Genomic DNA, 15,012 nt, shown 5'->3' with positions numbered 1-15,012 from the left:
CGGGCGGAACCACTTTGTTCCTCTACGATACAAAGAGCGCCGCCGGTGCGCCAGCCTTGCGGCCCATGGACGGCTCCGCGGCCCGCCGCTCGTCACGGCCCGCCGCTCGTCACGGCCCGCTGCTCCTTACGGCCCGCCGCTCGTCACGGCTCGCCTCCTCGTTACGGTTCGTCGGTCCGCGCCTCCAGCGCCTTGCGCGTCTGGGGCCCGTACACGCCCTCCGGGTCGCCCTCCACCCCGTAGGTGGTCTGGAAGCTGGAGACCGCGTTCCGTACGCCGTCGTCGAAGTCGCCGTCCGCCGACCCGAGGTAGATCAGCAGCTGGCCCAGGCGCTTCTGCAGCTCGACCACCTCCGGACCGCTGTCGCCCTCGCGCAGTACGGGCGGGCCGGTGGGGGTCGGGCTCTCGGTCGGGTCGGGGGAGACGCTGCCGCTCGCGTCGGTCGCCGAGGGGGTGGGCGGGACGGCCGTCCTGGAGGCGTCCCCCGACTTCAGCGTCGAGGGCGACCGGCTGGGCCGCGGGCTCGCGCTCGCGCTCGCGTGCCTGGAGGCGGACGGCGTCGCGGTGGGCGTGGCCGACGACGCCGAGGGCGACGCCTTGTCGGACGGCTCGCCGTCCTCGGTGGTCGGGTCGTCGGCCGGGGCGCTGGAGCTCGCGTCCGACAGCGCGCGATCGCTGTCCTGGTCGTGCTTCTTGTCGCCGCCCAGTAAACCGGTGCCGAAGGCCAGCGTGCCCGCCACCGCCACGGCGGCGGCCCCGGAGAGCACCGCCACCACCGGGCCGCGCCGGCTCTTGCGGTGGCGCCCGAGGCCGGCCCCGGCCCCGCCGTCGGCGGAGTCGGGCGAGTCGGCGGGTGAGTCCGCGCCGGGGCGTGGGGCGCCGACCGTGTCGATGGGCTGGGTGATGGGTTCGAAGGCCTGCGTCGCGGCGGCGGCCCCCGGGGCCGTGTCGGCGCCGTTCGGCTCGCTCGCCCGGTCCGTGCCGCTCGCCCGGTCGCCGCTGCCCCTGCCGGGCGCCCAGTCCGTACGGGTCGCCCAGTCCGTACCGGCGGCTCCGCCCGTACCGGCGGCGCCGCCCGCTGCGTCCGCTCTGCCCGCGCTGTCCCCTCTGTCCCCTCTGTTCCCCTGCCCGGAATCCGTGTCCGCATCGTGGGCGTCGCGGGTCGCTCTGCGGGTCGTCATGCGCTCGAACAGCCGTATGTCGCGCAGCTCGGGGCCCTTGCGGCGGCCCTCGCCGGAGAGCGTGACGTACGGGCGCGGGCCCATCGGGTCGTCGCGGATCTCGTCGTCGAAGTCGTCGAAGCCGTCGCGTCTGCGGTCGCCGGTGGTGCCAGTGGTGCCGGTGACGCCTGTGGCGTCGCGGCCACGGGTGCCGTCGCGGTCGTCGCGTATGCGGTCCTCGCTGTCGCCCGCCGCCGCGGCGGCCGCGGCGGCGGCACGCGCGGCGCACGCGCAACCGGGGCGGCCGTTGGCGCGCGCCGGTGCGAAGCAGTGCGGGCAGAGGTCTGCCGTCACGGGTCTATCCCTCCCTGGAGTCGCAGCGATTATGCAGAGCCTGTCATGTTCCGCGCAGCGCTTCCCCCGGGTGGTCCCCGGGTGTGGACCTTCTCGGCGGGCCATAGCGGGACATAAAGGCGAGGATGGGGGTGAGGACGAGCACAAGGACGACACGAGCGTGCGAGCGCGGCGCCCGGAGGCGGGCGGCCGCGCGGTCGAGGAGCCACCATGGCGCAGGACGCGAGCCGCCCGACCCCTGCCCCGGGCCCCGTGGCCCTCGGGCCGGGGGAGGCCCGTACGAAGCGGACCGTCCTCGTGGCGATCGGTGCCCTGCTGCTCGGCCTGCTGCTCGCCGCCCTCGACCAGACCATCGTCGCCACCGCCCTGCCCACGATCGTCAGCGAACTCGGCGGCCTGGAACACCTCTCCTGGGTCGTCACCGCGTATCTGCTCGCCTCGACCGCCGCCACCCCGCTGTGGGGCAAGCTCGGCGACCAGTACGGGCGCAAGCGGCTCTTCCAGGGCGCCATCGTGCTCTTCCTCGTCGGCTCGGCGCTGTGCGGGCTCGCGCGGAACATGCCGCAGCTGATCGCCTTCCGCGGGCTCCAGGGGCTGGGCGGCGGCGGGCTGATCGTGCTGTCGATGGCGATCGTCGGCGACATCGTCTCGCCCCGGGAGCGCGGCCGCTACCAGGGTCTCTTCGGCGCGGTCTTCGGCGCCACCAGCGTCCTCGGGCCGCTGCTCGGCGGGCTCTTCGTCGACCACCTCAGCTGGCGCTGGGTCTTCTACGTCAACCTGCCGCTGGGCATCGTCGCGCTCGCCGTCATCTCCGCCGCGCTCCAGATCCCGGTCCGGCGCGCCCGCCACACCATCGACTACCTCGGCACCCTCCTCATCGCCGCCGTCGCCGCCGCCCTGGTCCTGATGACCTCCCTCGGCGGCGTCAACTACCCCTGGGGCTCCTGGCAGATCGTCGGGCTCGGGCTGCTCGGGCTCGTCCTGCTGGCGGCCTTCGTACGGGTGGAGCGGCGCGCCGCGGAACCCGTCCTCCCGCTGAAGCTCTTCCGCGGCCGCACCTTCACGCTCTGCTCGGTCATCGGCTTCGTCGTCGGCTTCGCGATGTTCGGCAGCATGACCTACCTGCCGACCTTCCTCCAGGTCGTGCAGGGCGTCTCGCCGACCCTGTCCGGCGTCCACATGCTGCCGATGGTCTTCGGCATGCTGCTCGCCTCCACCGGCTCCGGCCAGCTCATCAGCCGCACCGGGCGGTACAAGGTCTTCCCGATCCTCGGCACCGGCGTGACCGCCCTCGGGCTGCTGCTCCTGCACCAGTTGCGGCCCGCCAGCGGCGTGGCCGAGACCAGCGCGTACTTCTTCGTCTTCGGCGTCGGGCTCGGGCTGGTCATGCAGGTCCTGGTGATCATCGTCCAGAACGCCGTCAGCTACCAGGACCTGGGCGTCGCCACCTCCGGCATCACCTTCTTCCGCTCCATCGGCGGCTCCTTCGGCGTCTCCGTCTTCGGCGCGCTCTTCGCGAGCAGCCTCGCCCCGCACCTCACCGACGTGCTGGCCGGGCGGCGGCTGCCACCCGGCATCGATCCCGGCGCGCTGAGCGCCGATCCCAGGGCCGTGGGGATGCTGCCCGCGGCGCTGCGGGCCAGGGTGCTGGACGCGTACTCCGTCTCCATCACCGACGTGTTCCTGTACGCGGCCCCCATCGTGCTGATCGCCTTCGTCCTGGCCTGGTTCCTGAAGGAGGAGCCGCTACGGGCCAGCGTCACCGCGCCCGACGCCAGCGAGGTCGTCGCCACGAACCCCGTCGAGCGCTCCTCCCACGAGGAGGCCGCGCGCGCCCTCTCGGTGCTCGGCCACCGCGAGGGCCGCAAGCGGATCTACGAGGAGATCACCCAACGGGTGGGCCTCGACCTCAAACCGGCCGCGAGCTGGATGCTGCTGCGCATGAGCCGCGACGGCGCGGTCGAACCCTTCCTGCTGGCCGAGCGCTCCACCGTGCCGCTGCGGGTCATCACGGAGGCGGCCCGGCAGATCGAGGAGCGGAAGCTCGGCGTACGGGAGGGGCTGGCGCTCGTGCCCACCGGGGAGGGGAGCGAGGCGGCTGACCGGCTCTACCGCGCCCGCGAGGAGTCCCTGGCCGACCTGCTGGGCGACTGGTGGTCCCCGGACCGCCCGACCGACCTGATCGAGCTGGTGCGCGAGCTCAACCGGGAGCTGTGCGGCTCGGACGCGGAGCAGCCGCACGACGGGGACGCCCACCGCCCGGAGCCGCCGCGAGAGGTGTGAGCGCGCGGCGGCAGGCGGCAGGCCGCCGAGCGGTGCGCTGACCGGGCGCTGATTCAGCCGGCGAGCGGTGCGCCGTTTCAGCCGGCGAGCGGAGGGCCGAGTCAGCCGGCGAGCGGGGTGCCGAGGGGGTCGCCGAGTTCCTTCCCCAGCCAGACCTCCGAGTACGGCCCCTCGCAGAACGGCGGCACGTCCACGTACCCATGGCGCGCGTACAGGGCGCGTGCCTCGGTGAGGTCCAGCCGGGTCTCCAGCACCATCCGCCCGGCCCCCAGCTCGCGCGCGGCGGCCTCGGCCGCCGCGAGGAGCACGCCGGCGCCGCCGAGGCCGCGCTGGTCCGGCCGTACGAACATCCGCTTGAGCTCCGCCGCGCCGCCCTCCTTCAGCAGCCGCACGCCCGCGCAGCCGGCGAGCTCGCCGGCGCGGTGGGCCACCAGGAAGACGCCGTGCGGCGGGGCGAGGTCGTCGCTCGGCATCTCGGCGAGGTGCCGCTCGATCTCCTCAGGCGTCGAGGACCGCCCCTCGTACAGCTCGTACCAGCGGTCGGCGACATCGACCAGGTACTCGCGCAGCAGCCGGGCCGAGACGGGGTCGTCGACCGGATGCGGCGCGACCGCCCACGGCGCGGTGGTGAGGGCGGGGGTGCGGGTGCGGGGCGTGCTGCTCATGGCGGGCATCCTGACAGCCGCCGCCGGGCCGCGCACGCGAATTGATCCCCCGGCCCCTCGCCTCGCGGGACCCCGCAGTCCCGCGACCGCCTCTGAACGCCCGTTAGTTTGACGGCGGCGGACCGGGACACCCGAAGAGGACCAGCCCCCGGACGGAAGGGGGCACCTGTGGAAGGCAGAAGCAGACCATGTCAACTGGCACGACCATCATCGTGGTTGTCGCTGCCGTCGTCATCGTCGCCGCGCTCGCCGTCGGAATCGCCCGAGCGCGCGGCGGAGGCCGGAACCGCGCTCTGCGACGCCACTTCGGACCCGAGTACGACCTGACCGTCGCCCGCCACGCGGGCGATACGAAGGCGGCCGAGCGGGAGCTGGACGAGCGGCTGCGGCGGCACGGCGACCTCAAGACGCAGCCCCTCTCCGGCGAGTTGCGCGAGCGTTACGTGGCCGAATGGGCCGGGGTGCAGGAGGAGTTCATCGAGCAGCCCGCCCGTGCCGTGGCCGACGCCGACCAGCTGCTGGCCCACCTCGCCCACGACCGCGGTTTCCCCTCCGACCGCTACGACGAGCAGGTCGCGGCCCTGTCGGTGCATCACGCGGACACCGTGCAGGGCTACCGCCAGATCCACGCGGCCGCCCTGCGGGCCCGCGAGGGCCGGGCGGACACCGAGGAGCTGCGCGAGGCCGTGGTGCACGCCCGGGCCCTCTTCGAGGACCTGGTCAAGCCGCCGCACCACAGCGCGGACGGCAAGGACACCGCCCACCAGCAACACCACCACCGGCGCCGGTTCGGCGGCGGCACCCGCGACCACCGGGGCGGCGGCATGCGCCACCGACTCGGCACCCGGCCGCACGCGCCGTGGGCCATGCGGGGCGGGAACATGGGGCGGGGTGACCTCTGATGCGCGAGACCACCCCTGACACGTCCGCCGCGCCACGCGGCCACGCCACCACCGCCAAGGCGCCGTACGCACCCGGCGCGGCGCCGGCGGCCGGGACCGCCGGAACGGCGCCGGGGGCGGCCACGACGCCGGGGGCGGCCACCGGGACCCCGGGCCCCGGGACCCCGGGCGCCACGGGCCCCGCGAGCGCAGCTGGTCCCACCGGGGTCGGCGCCCCGGCGGCCCCCGGGGTTGCGGGGGCCACGGGGGCCGACCCCGAGGGCCCGCCCTTCCCGGTCATCCCGCCGAGCGACCACACCGAGCTGACCGAACGCCTGCGCCACGTGGTCAGCGGCTTCGTGGACGCCCCGCGCGGCGCCGTGGAGGAGGCCGACCGGCTCCTCGAGGAGCTGTCCGCCCGCCTCACCGAACTCCTGGCCGACCGCCGCCGCACGCTGCGCGACACCTGGAGCGAGGACGAGGCCGACGGGACGGGCACGGTACGGACCGAGGAGCTGCGGCTGGCCATGCGCGGCTACCGCGACGTCCTGGAACGCCTGCTGAGCATCTGAGCGGGCAGGCCCCCGCGGAACGACGACGCAGCGACACGCCGCCGCCTCCGGCACGCCACGACCCGGCGTGCCGGAGGCGGCGGCGTGTCCGCGCTCGTCATCCGTCCTGGTCAGACGGCCACGGCCACGGCCGCGGCCCAGGTCGTGGCCGTGGCGTTCATGGCGTGAAGCGGGCGACGAAGCGGCGTTGCCAGGGCGTCTCCACGGCGCGCGCCGCGTAGTGTTCGCGGACGTAGGCGACCGCCTCGCCGCTCGCCACCCCGTCCAGCACCGCGAGGCAGGCCAGCGCCGTGCCCGTACGGCCGACCCCGCCGCCGCACGCCACCTCCACCCGCTCGGACGCGGCCCGCTCCCACGCCTCGCGCAGCGCCTCGGTGGCCGCGGCCCGGTCGGACGGCAGCCGGAAGTCCGGCCAGCGGACCCAGCGCGCCTCCCACGAGACGGCCGGGGGTTCCTTGCCCAGCAGATACAGCGCGAAGTCCGGCTCGGGCCCGGCGGGCAGCGGCCGGCGCAGCCCCCTGCCCCGTACGAGCCGACCCGACGGCAGCCGCAACACGCCCGCGGCCGTGGGCTCCCACGTAGTGATCATGTCGAGCGAGGGTAGCCCCGCCGCCCCGTCACCCCCCGGGATTCAGCTCTTCGCTGAAGGCTGATCCCCTACCCAGGGGTTCCCCGGCCGCTCGTCCGGCGGCGGCGCGCTCCCCACCACCGGCATCAACCGGCGCCGGCGCGGTACGCACACCCCGGCCTCAGCCTTCTTCCAGCACCGCCCGGATCACATGCCGGGCGTTGCGGGCCATCGCCGGGTTCGTCTCCCGGTAGTACGGCAGCGCGATCAGCGCCTGCGAGAGTGTCCGGCCCCGGCCGCGGATCCAGGTCGCGTCGTCCACGCCCAGCGCCTCGCGGAAGACCTCCCTCGCCTCGGCGGGCAGCAGATTCCACGCCGGGAACAGATCGCAGGCCGGATCGCCCACCCCCAGACACCCGAAGTCGATCACCGCGCTCAGCCTGCCCCCGTCCACCAGCAGGTTGCCCGGCATGAGGTCGGCGTGCAGCCACACCGGCGGCCCGTCCCACTCCGGGGCCCGCAGCGACTCCTCCCATACGGCGCTGACGGCATCGCAGTCGACGCCCTCCTGCGGCAACCCGCGCAACTCCTCGATCGCCGCCCGGGTCTCCACGTCGAGCGACGCGAGCGGCCCGCCGCGATGGGCCCGCGGCGCACCCGGCAGGGCGACGCCCCGCATGGCCGCCACGAACTCGGCCAGATCCTTGGCCAGCAGCACCGGCTCGCTCAGCGCCCCCGCCTCGGGATTCTCCCCCGCCAGCCACCGGTACACGGACCACGGCCACGGATACCCCTCGGCGGGAACCCCGTCCCCGAGCGCCTCGGGAATGGGCACGGGCAGCTGGGGCGCGAGCCTCGGCAGCCACATCCGCTCCCGCGCCACGTCGCCGGCCCCGCCCTCGACCAGCGGAAGCCGTACGACCATGCCGTCGCCCAGCCGGTACATGGCGTTGACCGTGCCACCGGACGGAAACCGCCGCACCTCCAGCCCCGCCCACTGCGGGAACTGCCCGGCGATCAGCCGCCGTACGAGGCCGTCGTCGATCGGGTGCATGCCGGGATGGAGGGGCCCTGTGCTCATGGGACGCCATCCGACCGCCGCACGCCGACGAACGTCAATCGTTTTTCACCCAGCCGACCGGCGCACGGAGCCTCAGTCGGCGAGCCCTGCCCGCTTCGCCATAAGGACGAGATCCGGACGGCTGCGCTGGTGCATGGTCCAGAGCACCCGCAGGACCTCCCGGGCCATCGGGTGGATCTCGGCCATTTGAGGGGCGACCCGGAACGCGTACTTCAACGCGTCCTCCGCGCCCGTCAGATCCTTGGTCGCGAGACGGGCGCGGGCGGCGTCGATGGCCAGGCGGCCGACCCGTGAAGGCTTGAGGCCGGCGGGAGGCTCTTTCAACAGCGGGCCCGCTACCTCGGCCGCCTTGCCCGGTGCGTTCAACTCGATCTGCGCGGCCAGTTCATACAGCGCCGTGTTACCCGGGCCGAATGTCAGATTGTGCTGAAGGAGGTCAGGGCCCTTGATGCGCTCGGCGAGTGCTTTCGCCCTCCGGACGTGGTCCGCGGTGGCTTTCGCGTCCTCGTGGCGGGAGGCCAGGACGATCCCGCGGAGGTGGAGCGATCCGAGATGGACGATGTGCTCGAGCCCATCGCCCGGAGCCGACTCGTAGCGCACGATGGCCCGTTCCACGATGGCCAGGCCGTCGGCGTATTCACCGGCTGACTGGTAGGTCCCCGCCTCGTTCCACGCGGCAGCCGCCTCGGCGCTGGGGTTCCACGTCTGCTGTGCTGCCCATGTCTGCCGCGCGACGATCATGTCGGTCAGGTCCGGCTGACGGAACCGATGTGCGACGGCGTAGGCGCAGCTGTACACGTCGGCCACCTGGCCCCACGCGGTGGCGTCGCCGCCGGACGCCATAGCGGTTGCGGTTGCCTGGCCGAGCAACGTGGGAAGAAGCTTGAGCAGCGACAGGTAGTCGGTCTCTGCCCGCAGTTGAGCTGCCCTGTCGAGCGAGGCTGCCAGCTCGTCGGGCGGTGGAACATCTTCCCTGGGCAGCGTGTGCCTTCGGACGACAGTGCGTAGATCGTTCATCAACTCGTGCTGCGTCGACGGATCGGCGAATGGATCACCGTAGATTCTCGCTGTCGTCACATGCAGAGCTGAGGCTGCGGCAGCCACAAGAGGAGGAGTGGCTGGACGAAGGCCAGTCTCGATCTTGCTCAGATAGGAGAGCGAGATCTTCATGAGTCGGGCGAGTTTCGTCTGGCTCATTCCACGGACCTTCCGCAGGACCGCGATGTTCTCTCCCGCTGACGGTGCGCTGTGCATGAGCCCACCATCGCATGCGCAAGTACGTTCGTCCTTGTGTCCAACCGGATCTGACCCGCCGTTGTGCAACTTCCGTGTTAACTGATCATGGCTCTTCAGTAGTTGCCTAAATACAGACGGCAACGACATCGAGCCGGGGAGCGACCAGTGACAGAGGACGCGGCAGACAGCACGACTCTCGCCTTCATCTACGACCGCGAGGCGACGGCTCAGACGGACAGCCTGAACCGTCGAATCGCGACCTGCCGGGCATACGCGGCCAAGATGAAATGGGAGGTCGCCGGCCAGTGGGTGGACCGCGGAGACGTCGCGCTGACGGACCGACGGCCCCACTGGCGCGGCATGGTGGCCGCTATGGAGGCACAGGGGCAGGGCCGCAAGATCGTCTGCCTTGTCGCCGACTGGGGGCGCATCAGCCACAACCACGAGGAGAGCGCGCGGCTGCGTCGGCTCGTCAGCCTGGCCGACGGAGTGTGTATCACGGCCAGGGGCGAGGACGACTCGGGGGAGGGCGCCAGTCGTGGACGACTCACCTCTCCGCCTCCGCCGCCTGGGCGAGTGTTCGACGACGCAAGCAAGCTTCTGCGCAGGCGTGGGCAGGTGGTGGCGCCCGGCACGACGCTCGTACCGCACGAGTCATGAGCGACGACAAGGTCCGCTCAAGGCCCCGCTCGCCGAACGTTGAACTCCCGTCCGGCGGGCGGCCGGTGGGGCGCTGCTGAGGTCACCGTCAGGTGCCAGTGCCCCACCGCCTAAGAAATCCATGACGACAGAAAGGAGCGCCGCTATGGGTGGCGAAAAAGAGATTAACGGGTATGACGTGTACGAGAACGAGACCGTCACCCCGGCTCCCGAGCCGGAGCCTCCGGCCCAGGAAGAGGAATGACGCAGGAGTCAGCACCTGAAGGCGAGCCGCTGAAACCCCGGGAAATGATCGGGATGCTGATCAAGCGGGACCTACCCAACCGGGCCGGCCCGTCGGAGTGGTGCGGCAAGCATCCGAAGGAGCGGACACAGCTAATCGCGCGCTCGCAATGGGTGTGCGCCGAATGTGTTCGAGAATCGAGCAGAGACTAGCCCTGCCTGCCCCGTCTGTGCGTCCTCCGTGGCGCGTGGGCGGGGCTTTCTTCACGCATGCCATACTTCACGCCGGCCGTCCCGCCGAGAGGACTCCACGCCGAGAGGAACCGGCTCCATGACCTTGATCGACAGACGGCCGTGGTACGCCGCCAACGAGCTCCTGGCGTTCCTGCTCGAACTCGCCGCGCTCGCGTGCCTGAGCTGGTGGGGATTCAGCGTCGCGCACGACGAGGCCACCGGTGTCCTTCTGGGGGTGGGAACGCCTCTGGTGGCGATCGTGCTCTGGTCGTTGTTCGCGGCCCCGAAGGCGCGGTGGCGGCCGCGGTTGTCGCTCGTACTGGTCGTGAAGGCGGTCGTGCTGGGTGGCGGGGCGGCGGCCGTTTACGGGGTGGGGGAGCACGTCGCCGCGATGGTCATGGCGGTCGTCGTGATCGCGAACACGGCGGTGGCCGAGGCGTTTCGCCCCGCCCTGGCAACCTGACCCACGGCAGGCGTCCGGACGTACCGTGACCCGGAGCCGCACCGCCGGCCCTCTGACGCGGGTCAGAGGGCCGGCGGTGGTCGCGAGGGGCTCGGGTCGGTCCCGCTCGGGTCAGTCCCGCTCGGGCCAATCCCGCCGGGTCAGTCCCGCTTGGGGCCGGTCTGCTGCACGACCTCGAACGACCACAGCGTGGAGCCGGACGCGGCGGGCTTCTGCTGCGGGGCGCCTTCGCCGCCGCGCTGGTGGGCCGCCTTCATCGGGCCCTCCATCCAGGCCTGGAAGTCCTCCTCGCTGCGCCAGCGCGTATAGACGAGGTACGTGTCGGTGCCCTCCACCGGGCGCAGCAGCTCGAACCACTCGAAGCCGTCGGAACTCTCCACCGCCCCGGCCCGCGACGCGAAGCGCTTCTCCAGCACCTCGCGCTGCTCCTCGGGGACCGTCAGGACGTTGATCTTCACCACGCTGGGCATGTGAACACCTCTCAGGCAGCGGACGCCGGCTTGGCGCCCTGACCTCGACTCTGCGCGCAGTCTCCTACATCCGGCACTCAAAGAGGCGTACGGACGAGCGCTCGCAGCATCGCGGCGCCCGCCCCCACTGCCGCAAGGTGCAGGACCGCCGCGAGCGCGAGGTTTTCCGGCAGGGTCGCGTCGGCCGGCTGGGCGACCGCCAGGTACAGGGTGAACGGGAGCTTCCAGCCGTTCCAGGCGAACAGCGAGCCCGAGCCGAGCCAACCGAGCACCATCGGAACCCAGCGGGGGACTCGGGCGGGGCGGCCTCGGACGGCGGCCCAGGTGGCGGCGGACGCCACGAAGGCCCAGAGCGCGAAGACGCCGGAGAGCACGTACCAGGCGAGGTCCCGCTCGCCGCGGTGGGCGACGCCCCCGGTACCGCCCATCGCCCAGTACAGCCAGATGAGACCGACTGCGACGCCGACCACGGTCATCCATGGCAGCGCCCTTGGCGAGCCCTCCCCGCGGTCCCCGAGCCGACCCTCGAACGCGTCCGGCCAGCGCCGCCGGAAGTACGTGGGCAGCGCGATGGCCAGACCCAGCCCCATGCCGACGAACCCGATCTGAATCAGCGCTGCCTCCCAGGCGGGCATCGACGGGCCCGCGTCGCTCCCGCTCTTCGGATCGCCGTCCGCCGAGCCCAGCAGCGAACTGAGAACGGCGTACGGCAACACCGGGACGAGGAACCCCGTCCCCACCCATGCGCAGAAAGCCAACGGCGCTCCCGGTACGCGCATCCCCCACGGCCGCACCAGCGCGAGCGCCACCGCGATCCCGAGCCCTGCCATACCGATCGTGGCGCTGTTGAGCACCACCCACTCCGCCATGCCGAATCCGGTCCCGACCGGCACCAGCCCCACCAGCGAACCAACCACCCACGACACCTTGATCAGCAGGTAGGGCGTCAGCGCCAGTGCTGCCCCGTACGCCGCGACCCGCCCGACCCGATCCCACCGGTCCACGCGAACTCCTCACTCGAAGCACGTGAGTTCCAGACTCGTTCCCCGCTGTCCGCGCGGGCGTCAACCGTAGGGCGCATCCGGGTCATCACTCAGGGGGATGTGAGACTCTCGGGCGGCGGGCGTGAGGTCGGCGCCTCACCGCAGGAGTGACCGCTCGGTGGGTGCCAGGCGTAGCCGCTGGGGGGTCCTCGCCCACCGTTCCGAAAGGGTCGGCAGCACCTCCTCGCGCCAGCGTTCCGAACGCCGCAAGCGGTTCAGGTGGTGGTCGAGGTGGCCTTCGTCGGTGAAACGTGCGAACCACACGAAGACCTCCTCGTTCGTCCGTACCGGCAGTGCGGGGAAGGTGTTCGGGGCGTGTTCCGACCGCAGGTACGCCAGTGGCTCGCCGCCGGTCTCGGCCAGTACGGGGCGGACACGCTGCTGGAAGAACTCGACGAACGCCGTGTCGAACGGGCCGTGCCCGTACCAGATCGTGGCGAGGAGCAGCGACGGTGGCGGTGGCGCCGGCTCGCCGGGGGACGGCCGGGCGTCGGACGGCGTCGGGAATCCACCGAGCGGCGAGGCCGGACGCAGCAGCAGCACGTCATCGGAGTCGATCATCGTCGCGTTCGCCTGGTCGCGGTGTGCCTTCCAGACCGGGCCGCCGTAGAAGCTCTCCAGGGTCTTGGCGCGGCTCGGCATGTCGTCGAAGCCGCGGAGCCAGACGAACCGGTCGGGGTCGTCCAGGTCGCGGAACTGCCCCAGGATGGTCGCGCCCACGGCCTCCTGGGTCTCGACGAACTCCCGGTCGAACAGATCGATCAGTACGTCTCGCTGTCCTGGGTGCAGCGTGTACTGCCGCAGTTCGACGACTGGACACCGTAGGGCCTTCACCAGTCCTGCTCCTCGTTCAGTTGTTGGAACAATGTTTGTTACAGCAAGGGGTGTGGTGGCGGACGGCCCCATGGCCACCGGTCTGTCGGCTAGTTCACCAGCGTCTCGCGCAGTACATCGGCGATCGATGTCTCCGCCAGCTCGCGCCGCATGGCCTGCTCGACCCGGCCGTAGACGCCGCTCAGCGCGGGCCGGATGCCGTGGCCGACCGGACACTCCAGATTGGGCTCCGTGCGGTGCAGGCCGAACGGCGGCTGGGCGTCGACGGCGTCGTACACCTCGAGCAGGGTGATCCCCTCGGGCTCACGGGCCAGGCTCCAGCCCGCGCCGGCGCCGTGGCGGACCTCCACCAGGCCGGCTCGTCGCAGGTCGCCGAGGCTGCGCCGGATGATCACGGGGTTGGTGTTGACGCTGGCCGCGACCTGCTCCGACGTGAGTACCTCCTGGCCACGGCGCCGCGCCAGCGCCAGCCAGGCCAGCGCGTGCGTCGCGATGGTCAATCGACTGTTCGCCGCCATCGCCCCTCCTCGTTTGTTGCAACAGTTTCTGTTACATCCGCCGCCGCGGTCAAGCCACGTCCGCTGGGTGGGGGCGGGGGTGGGGCGGGGGCGGAGGTGGTGGTGCGGGTGGCGGCGGAGGTGGCGACCGTGGCGACTCCGGCGACCGGTGACTTTGTGGTGAGTATCGGACAATGACGCGCCGACACCACGGCGTGTCGCTGTCCGATACTCACCACACATCAGGCTCGCGGCGCGAAAGTCACTTCAGGACTTGTCGTCGGTGGCGCGCCGGTAGGTGCTCACCTGTACGCCCGTGCCGCTGGTGACCGTGGAGACCAGCTCCAGCGTGCGCAGCGACCCGTCGCCCGGGAAGATCGTCTTTCCGCCGCCGAGGATCACCGGCATGAGCATCAGCCGGAGTTCGTCGACCAGGTCCTCGTGCAGGAGGGTACGGGCGAGGGTGGGGCTGCCCATGAGCAGCAGGTCGCCGCCGTCGGCCTCGCGCAGCTCGCGGAGCCGGGCGACGGCCTCCTCGCCCTGGATGCGGGTGGTGTTGTCCCAGGTCAGCTCGTCGTCTCTCAGGGTGTGGGACACCACGTACTTGCGGATGCCGTTCATCCGGTCGGCGAACGGGTCGCCGGCTCGATCCGGCCACGCCGCGGCCATCGTCTGCCAGGTGCGGCGCCCGAACAGCAGCGCGTCGGCCTGGGACAGGGCGTCGTTGAAGGCGCCGCCCACCACCTCGGGGTCGAAGAAGCGGTGTGTCCAACCGCCGTGCGCGAAGCCGCCCTCGGTGTCCTCGTCGGGGCCGCCCGGGGCCTGCACGACGCCGTCCAGGCTGATGAACTCACTGATCACGATGCGCACGGGACTCGCTCCTCCAACTCGCAGCGGTGCTTATGGTGCTTACGGTGTTTGATACTCGCGCCGTTCGACGCTCGCGGTGATAAAGACCGCCGAATCGCACCGAAGTCGTCGCCTCCGCGCGATCCGATGGTGTGATGTAGCGCACACCGGCGTCGGTCGGGCCTCATTCAAGAAACGCGCAAGATTTCCACAGGATCCGACCGGCACCGTGGATCGCGTCGGCCAGCCGGCCGCGTCACCGTAACGGGAGGGAACCGCCGATGAAGCGCGCTCCTCTCATGATCTCCGCCGCCCTGGCCTCCTCGCTGGCGGTCATGGCCACCGCGACCACGGCGGAGGCCGCCACGCGGCCCGCCATCGCGAAGTCGATCCTCAACCACCGCGGCATCAGCCTGGCCACCACCCACGACAGCGGCGTGCGGGACAAGGCGAACGCCAAGCAGAACATCACGGACACCGCCGCCGGTCGGAAGGCCAGGCGCAGCAGCTACGGCACCGCCCCGGGCGGATCGGTCACCCTCAACACGAACATGCTCAACGCGATGCTGAAGCTGAACACCGTCAAGAGGTTCACCTTCCGGGTCACCGAGGTCGCCGGCGGCAGCCACTCGCGTGGCTCAAAGCACTACGCGGGCCGCGCCTTCGACGTCGGCACCGTCAACGGGGCGCGGGTCAGCACCGGCGGAGCGGGCTACACCAAGGCCAAGAAGTTCATGAAGGCGTGCCGGTCCTACGGGGCCGTCCTCGTCCTCGGCCCCGGCGACGCCGGGCACTCCACCCACGTCCACTGCCAGTGGTGAGGCCGTACGGGGCACGCCGCGGGGGCGATTCGCGGCACACCCCTCACCCCTGGTGAAATTGGGGCGGACCACACAACTCATCCGGTCGACTGAGCGGTACTTTTCGGACAACCCCGGAC

16 protein-coding genes are annotated in these 15,012 nt (G+C 71.9%); 6 read left to right on the top strand and 10 right to left on the bottom strand.

Annotated features, from left to right (window positions below; all coding sequences use genetic code 11):
* Positions 1–161 precede the first annotated feature (161 nt).
* Positions 162–1,514 (bottom strand): peptidoglycan-binding domain-containing protein, encoded by a 1,353-nt coding sequence (locus ABFY07_RS08855; RefSeq protein WP_346173919.1) that lies wholly within the window; start codon positions 1,512–1,514, stop codon positions 162–164.
* A 210-nt stretch (positions 1,515–1,724) separates the two neighbouring features.
* Here ABFY07_RS08855 and ABFY07_RS08850 point away from each other — a divergent pair, with 210 nt between their 5' ends.
* Positions 1,725–3,797: an MDR family MFS transporter gene (locus ABFY07_RS08850; protein WP_346173918.1), complete on the top strand. Its 2,073-nt coding sequence runs from the start codon at positions 1,725–1,727 to the stop codon at positions 3,795–3,797.
* A gap of 101 nt (positions 3,798–3,898) precedes the next feature.
* Here ABFY07_RS08850 and ABFY07_RS08845 read toward each other — a convergent pair whose 3' ends face one another.
* Complete coding sequence (locus ABFY07_RS08845) at positions 3,899–4,462, bottom strand: GNAT family N-acetyltransferase (RefSeq protein ID WP_346173917.1); 564 nt, start codon at positions 4,460–4,462, stop codon at positions 3,899–3,901.
* Between the two features lie 188 nt (positions 4,463–4,650).
* Between ABFY07_RS08845 and ABFY07_RS08840 the strand changes: the two genes are divergently transcribed.
* A complete protein-coding gene (locus ABFY07_RS08840) occupies positions 4,651–5,364 on the top strand; it encodes a hypothetical protein (protein ID WP_346173916.1) in 714 nt (237 codons plus the stop codon).
* The gene (locus tag ABFY07_RS08835; RefSeq protein ID WP_346173915.1) at positions 5,364–5,915 is read left to right on the top strand and encodes a hypothetical protein; all 552 of its coding nucleotides are present in this window, start codon (positions 5,364–5,366) and stop codon (positions 5,913–5,915) included. The genes ABFY07_RS08840 and ABFY07_RS08835 overlap by 1 nt, the downstream gene beginning before the upstream one ends.
* A gap of 157 nt (positions 5,916–6,072) precedes the next feature.
* Here ABFY07_RS08835 and ABFY07_RS08830 read toward each other — a convergent pair whose 3' ends face one another.
* The 3 genes from ABFY07_RS08830 to ABFY07_RS08820 form a co-directional block, all read right to left on the bottom strand.
* Positions 6,073–6,504 (bottom strand): protein-tyrosine phosphatase family protein, encoded by a 432-nt coding sequence (locus ABFY07_RS08830; protein WP_346173914.1) that lies wholly within the window; start codon positions 6,502–6,504, stop codon positions 6,073–6,075.
* Positions 6,505–6,664: 160 nt separating this feature from the next.
* Complete coding sequence (locus tag ABFY07_RS08825; protein ID WP_346173913.1) at positions 6,665–7,564, bottom strand: aminoglycoside phosphotransferase family protein; 900 nt, start codon at positions 7,562–7,564, stop codon at positions 6,665–6,667.
* A 72-nt stretch (positions 7,565–7,636) separates the two neighbouring features.
* Complete coding sequence (locus ABFY07_RS08820; RefSeq protein WP_346173912.1) at positions 7,637–8,818, bottom strand: helix-turn-helix domain-containing protein; 1,182 nt, start codon at positions 8,816–8,818, stop codon at positions 7,637–7,639.
* Between the two features lie 147 nt (positions 8,819–8,965).
* Between ABFY07_RS08820 and ABFY07_RS08815 the strand changes: the two genes are divergently transcribed.
* Positions 8,966–9,460, top strand: a complete 495-nt coding sequence (locus ABFY07_RS08815; RefSeq protein ID WP_346173911.1) for a recombinase family protein — start codon at positions 8,966–8,968, stop codon at positions 9,458–9,460.
* A gap of 553 nt (positions 9,461–10,013) precedes the next feature.
* Positions 10,014–10,379, top strand: coding sequence for a YrdB family protein (locus ABFY07_RS08810; protein WP_346173910.1), 366 nt, complete (start codon positions 10,014–10,016; stop codon positions 10,377–10,379).
* Positions 10,380–10,519: 140 nt separating this feature from the next.
* On the opposite strand, the gene ABFY07_RS08805 is transcribed toward ABFY07_RS08810, so the two are convergent.
* The 5 genes from ABFY07_RS08805 to ABFY07_RS08785 form a co-directional block, all read right to left on the bottom strand.
* Positions 10,520–10,849 (bottom strand): antibiotic biosynthesis monooxygenase family protein, encoded by a 330-nt coding sequence (locus tag ABFY07_RS08805; protein ID WP_346173909.1) that lies wholly within the window; start codon positions 10,847–10,849, stop codon positions 10,520–10,522.
* A 77-nt stretch (positions 10,850–10,926) separates the two neighbouring features.
* Complete coding sequence (locus ABFY07_RS08800) at positions 10,927–11,853, bottom strand: hypothetical protein (RefSeq protein WP_346173908.1); 927 nt, start codon at positions 11,851–11,853, stop codon at positions 10,927–10,929.
* Positions 11,854–11,988: 135 nt separating this feature from the next.
* On the bottom strand, positions 11,989–12,726 hold the full coding sequence (locus ABFY07_RS08795) for an NIPSNAP family protein (RefSeq protein ID WP_346173907.1): 738 nt from the start codon (positions 12,724–12,726) through the stop codon (positions 11,989–11,991).
* Positions 12,727–12,815: 89 nt separating this feature from the next.
* Complete coding sequence (locus ABFY07_RS08790) at positions 12,816–13,244, bottom strand: Rrf2 family transcriptional regulator (RefSeq protein WP_065958814.1); 429 nt, start codon at positions 13,242–13,244, stop codon at positions 12,816–12,818.
* 246 nt (positions 13,245–13,490) lie between these two features.
* Complete coding sequence (locus tag ABFY07_RS08785) at positions 13,491–14,093, bottom strand: dihydrofolate reductase family protein (RefSeq protein ID WP_346173906.1); 603 nt, start codon at positions 14,091–14,093, stop codon at positions 13,491–13,493.
* Positions 14,094–14,353: 260 nt separating this feature from the next.
* Here ABFY07_RS08785 and ABFY07_RS08780 point away from each other — a divergent pair, with 260 nt between their 5' ends.
* Positions 14,354–14,893: a hypothetical protein gene (locus ABFY07_RS08780; protein WP_346173905.1), complete on the top strand. Its 540-nt coding sequence runs from the start codon at positions 14,354–14,356 to the stop codon at positions 14,891–14,893.
* Positions 14,894–15,012 lie beyond the last annotated feature (119 nt).

Source organism: Streptomyces sparsogenes subsp. cuspidosporus (assembly GCF_039532705.1).
GTDB lineage: Bacteria > Actinomycetota > Actinomycetes > Streptomycetales > Streptomycetaceae > Streptomyces > Streptomyces sparsogenes.
This window is presented reverse-complemented; position numbering and strand designations above follow the sequence as displayed.

What these genes read in the sequence shown, in the direction of transcription:
- ABFY07_RS08850 (WP_346173918.1), top strand. Translation starts at nt 1,725, where the DNA reads ATGGCGCAGGACGCGAGCCGCCCGACCCCTGCCCCGGGCCCCGTGGCC.
- ABFY07_RS08845 (WP_346173917.1), bottom strand. Translation starts at nt 4,462, where the DNA reads ATGAGCAGCACGCCCCGCACCCGCACCCCCGCCCTCACCACCGCGCCG.
- ABFY07_RS08840 (WP_346173916.1), top strand. Translation starts at nt 4,651, where the DNA reads ATGTCAACTGGCACGACCATCATCGTGGTTGTCGCTGCCGTCGTCATC.
- ABFY07_RS08835 (WP_346173915.1), top strand. Translation starts at nt 5,364, where the DNA reads ATGCGCGAGACCACCCCTGACACGTCCGCCGCGCCACGCGGCCACGCC.
- ABFY07_RS08830 (WP_346173914.1), bottom strand. Translation starts at nt 6,504, where the DNA reads ATGATCACTACGTGGGAGCCCACGGCCGCGGGCGTGTTGCGGCTGCCG.
- ABFY07_RS08825 (WP_346173913.1), bottom strand. Translation starts at nt 7,564, where the DNA reads ATGAGCACAGGGCCCCTCCATCCCGGCATGCACCCGATCGACGACGGC.
- ABFY07_RS08820 (WP_346173912.1), bottom strand. Translation starts at nt 8,818, where the DNA reads ATGCACAGCGCACCGTCAGCGGGAGAGAACATCGCGGTCCTGCGGAAG.
- ABFY07_RS08810 (WP_346173910.1), top strand. Translation starts at nt 10,014, where the DNA reads ATGACCTTGATCGACAGACGGCCGTGGTACGCCGCCAACGAGCTCCTG.
- ABFY07_RS08805 (WP_346173909.1), bottom strand. Translation starts at nt 10,849, where the DNA reads ATGCCCAGCGTGGTGAAGATCAACGTCCTGACGGTCCCCGAGGAGCAG.
- ABFY07_RS08790 (WP_065958814.1), bottom strand. Translation starts at nt 13,244, where the DNA reads ATGGCGGCGAACAGTCGATTGACCATCGCGACGCACGCGCTGGCCTGG.
- ABFY07_RS08780 (WP_346173905.1), top strand. Translation starts at nt 14,354, where the DNA reads ATGAAGCGCGCTCCTCTCATGATCTCCGCCGCCCTGGCCTCCTCGCTG.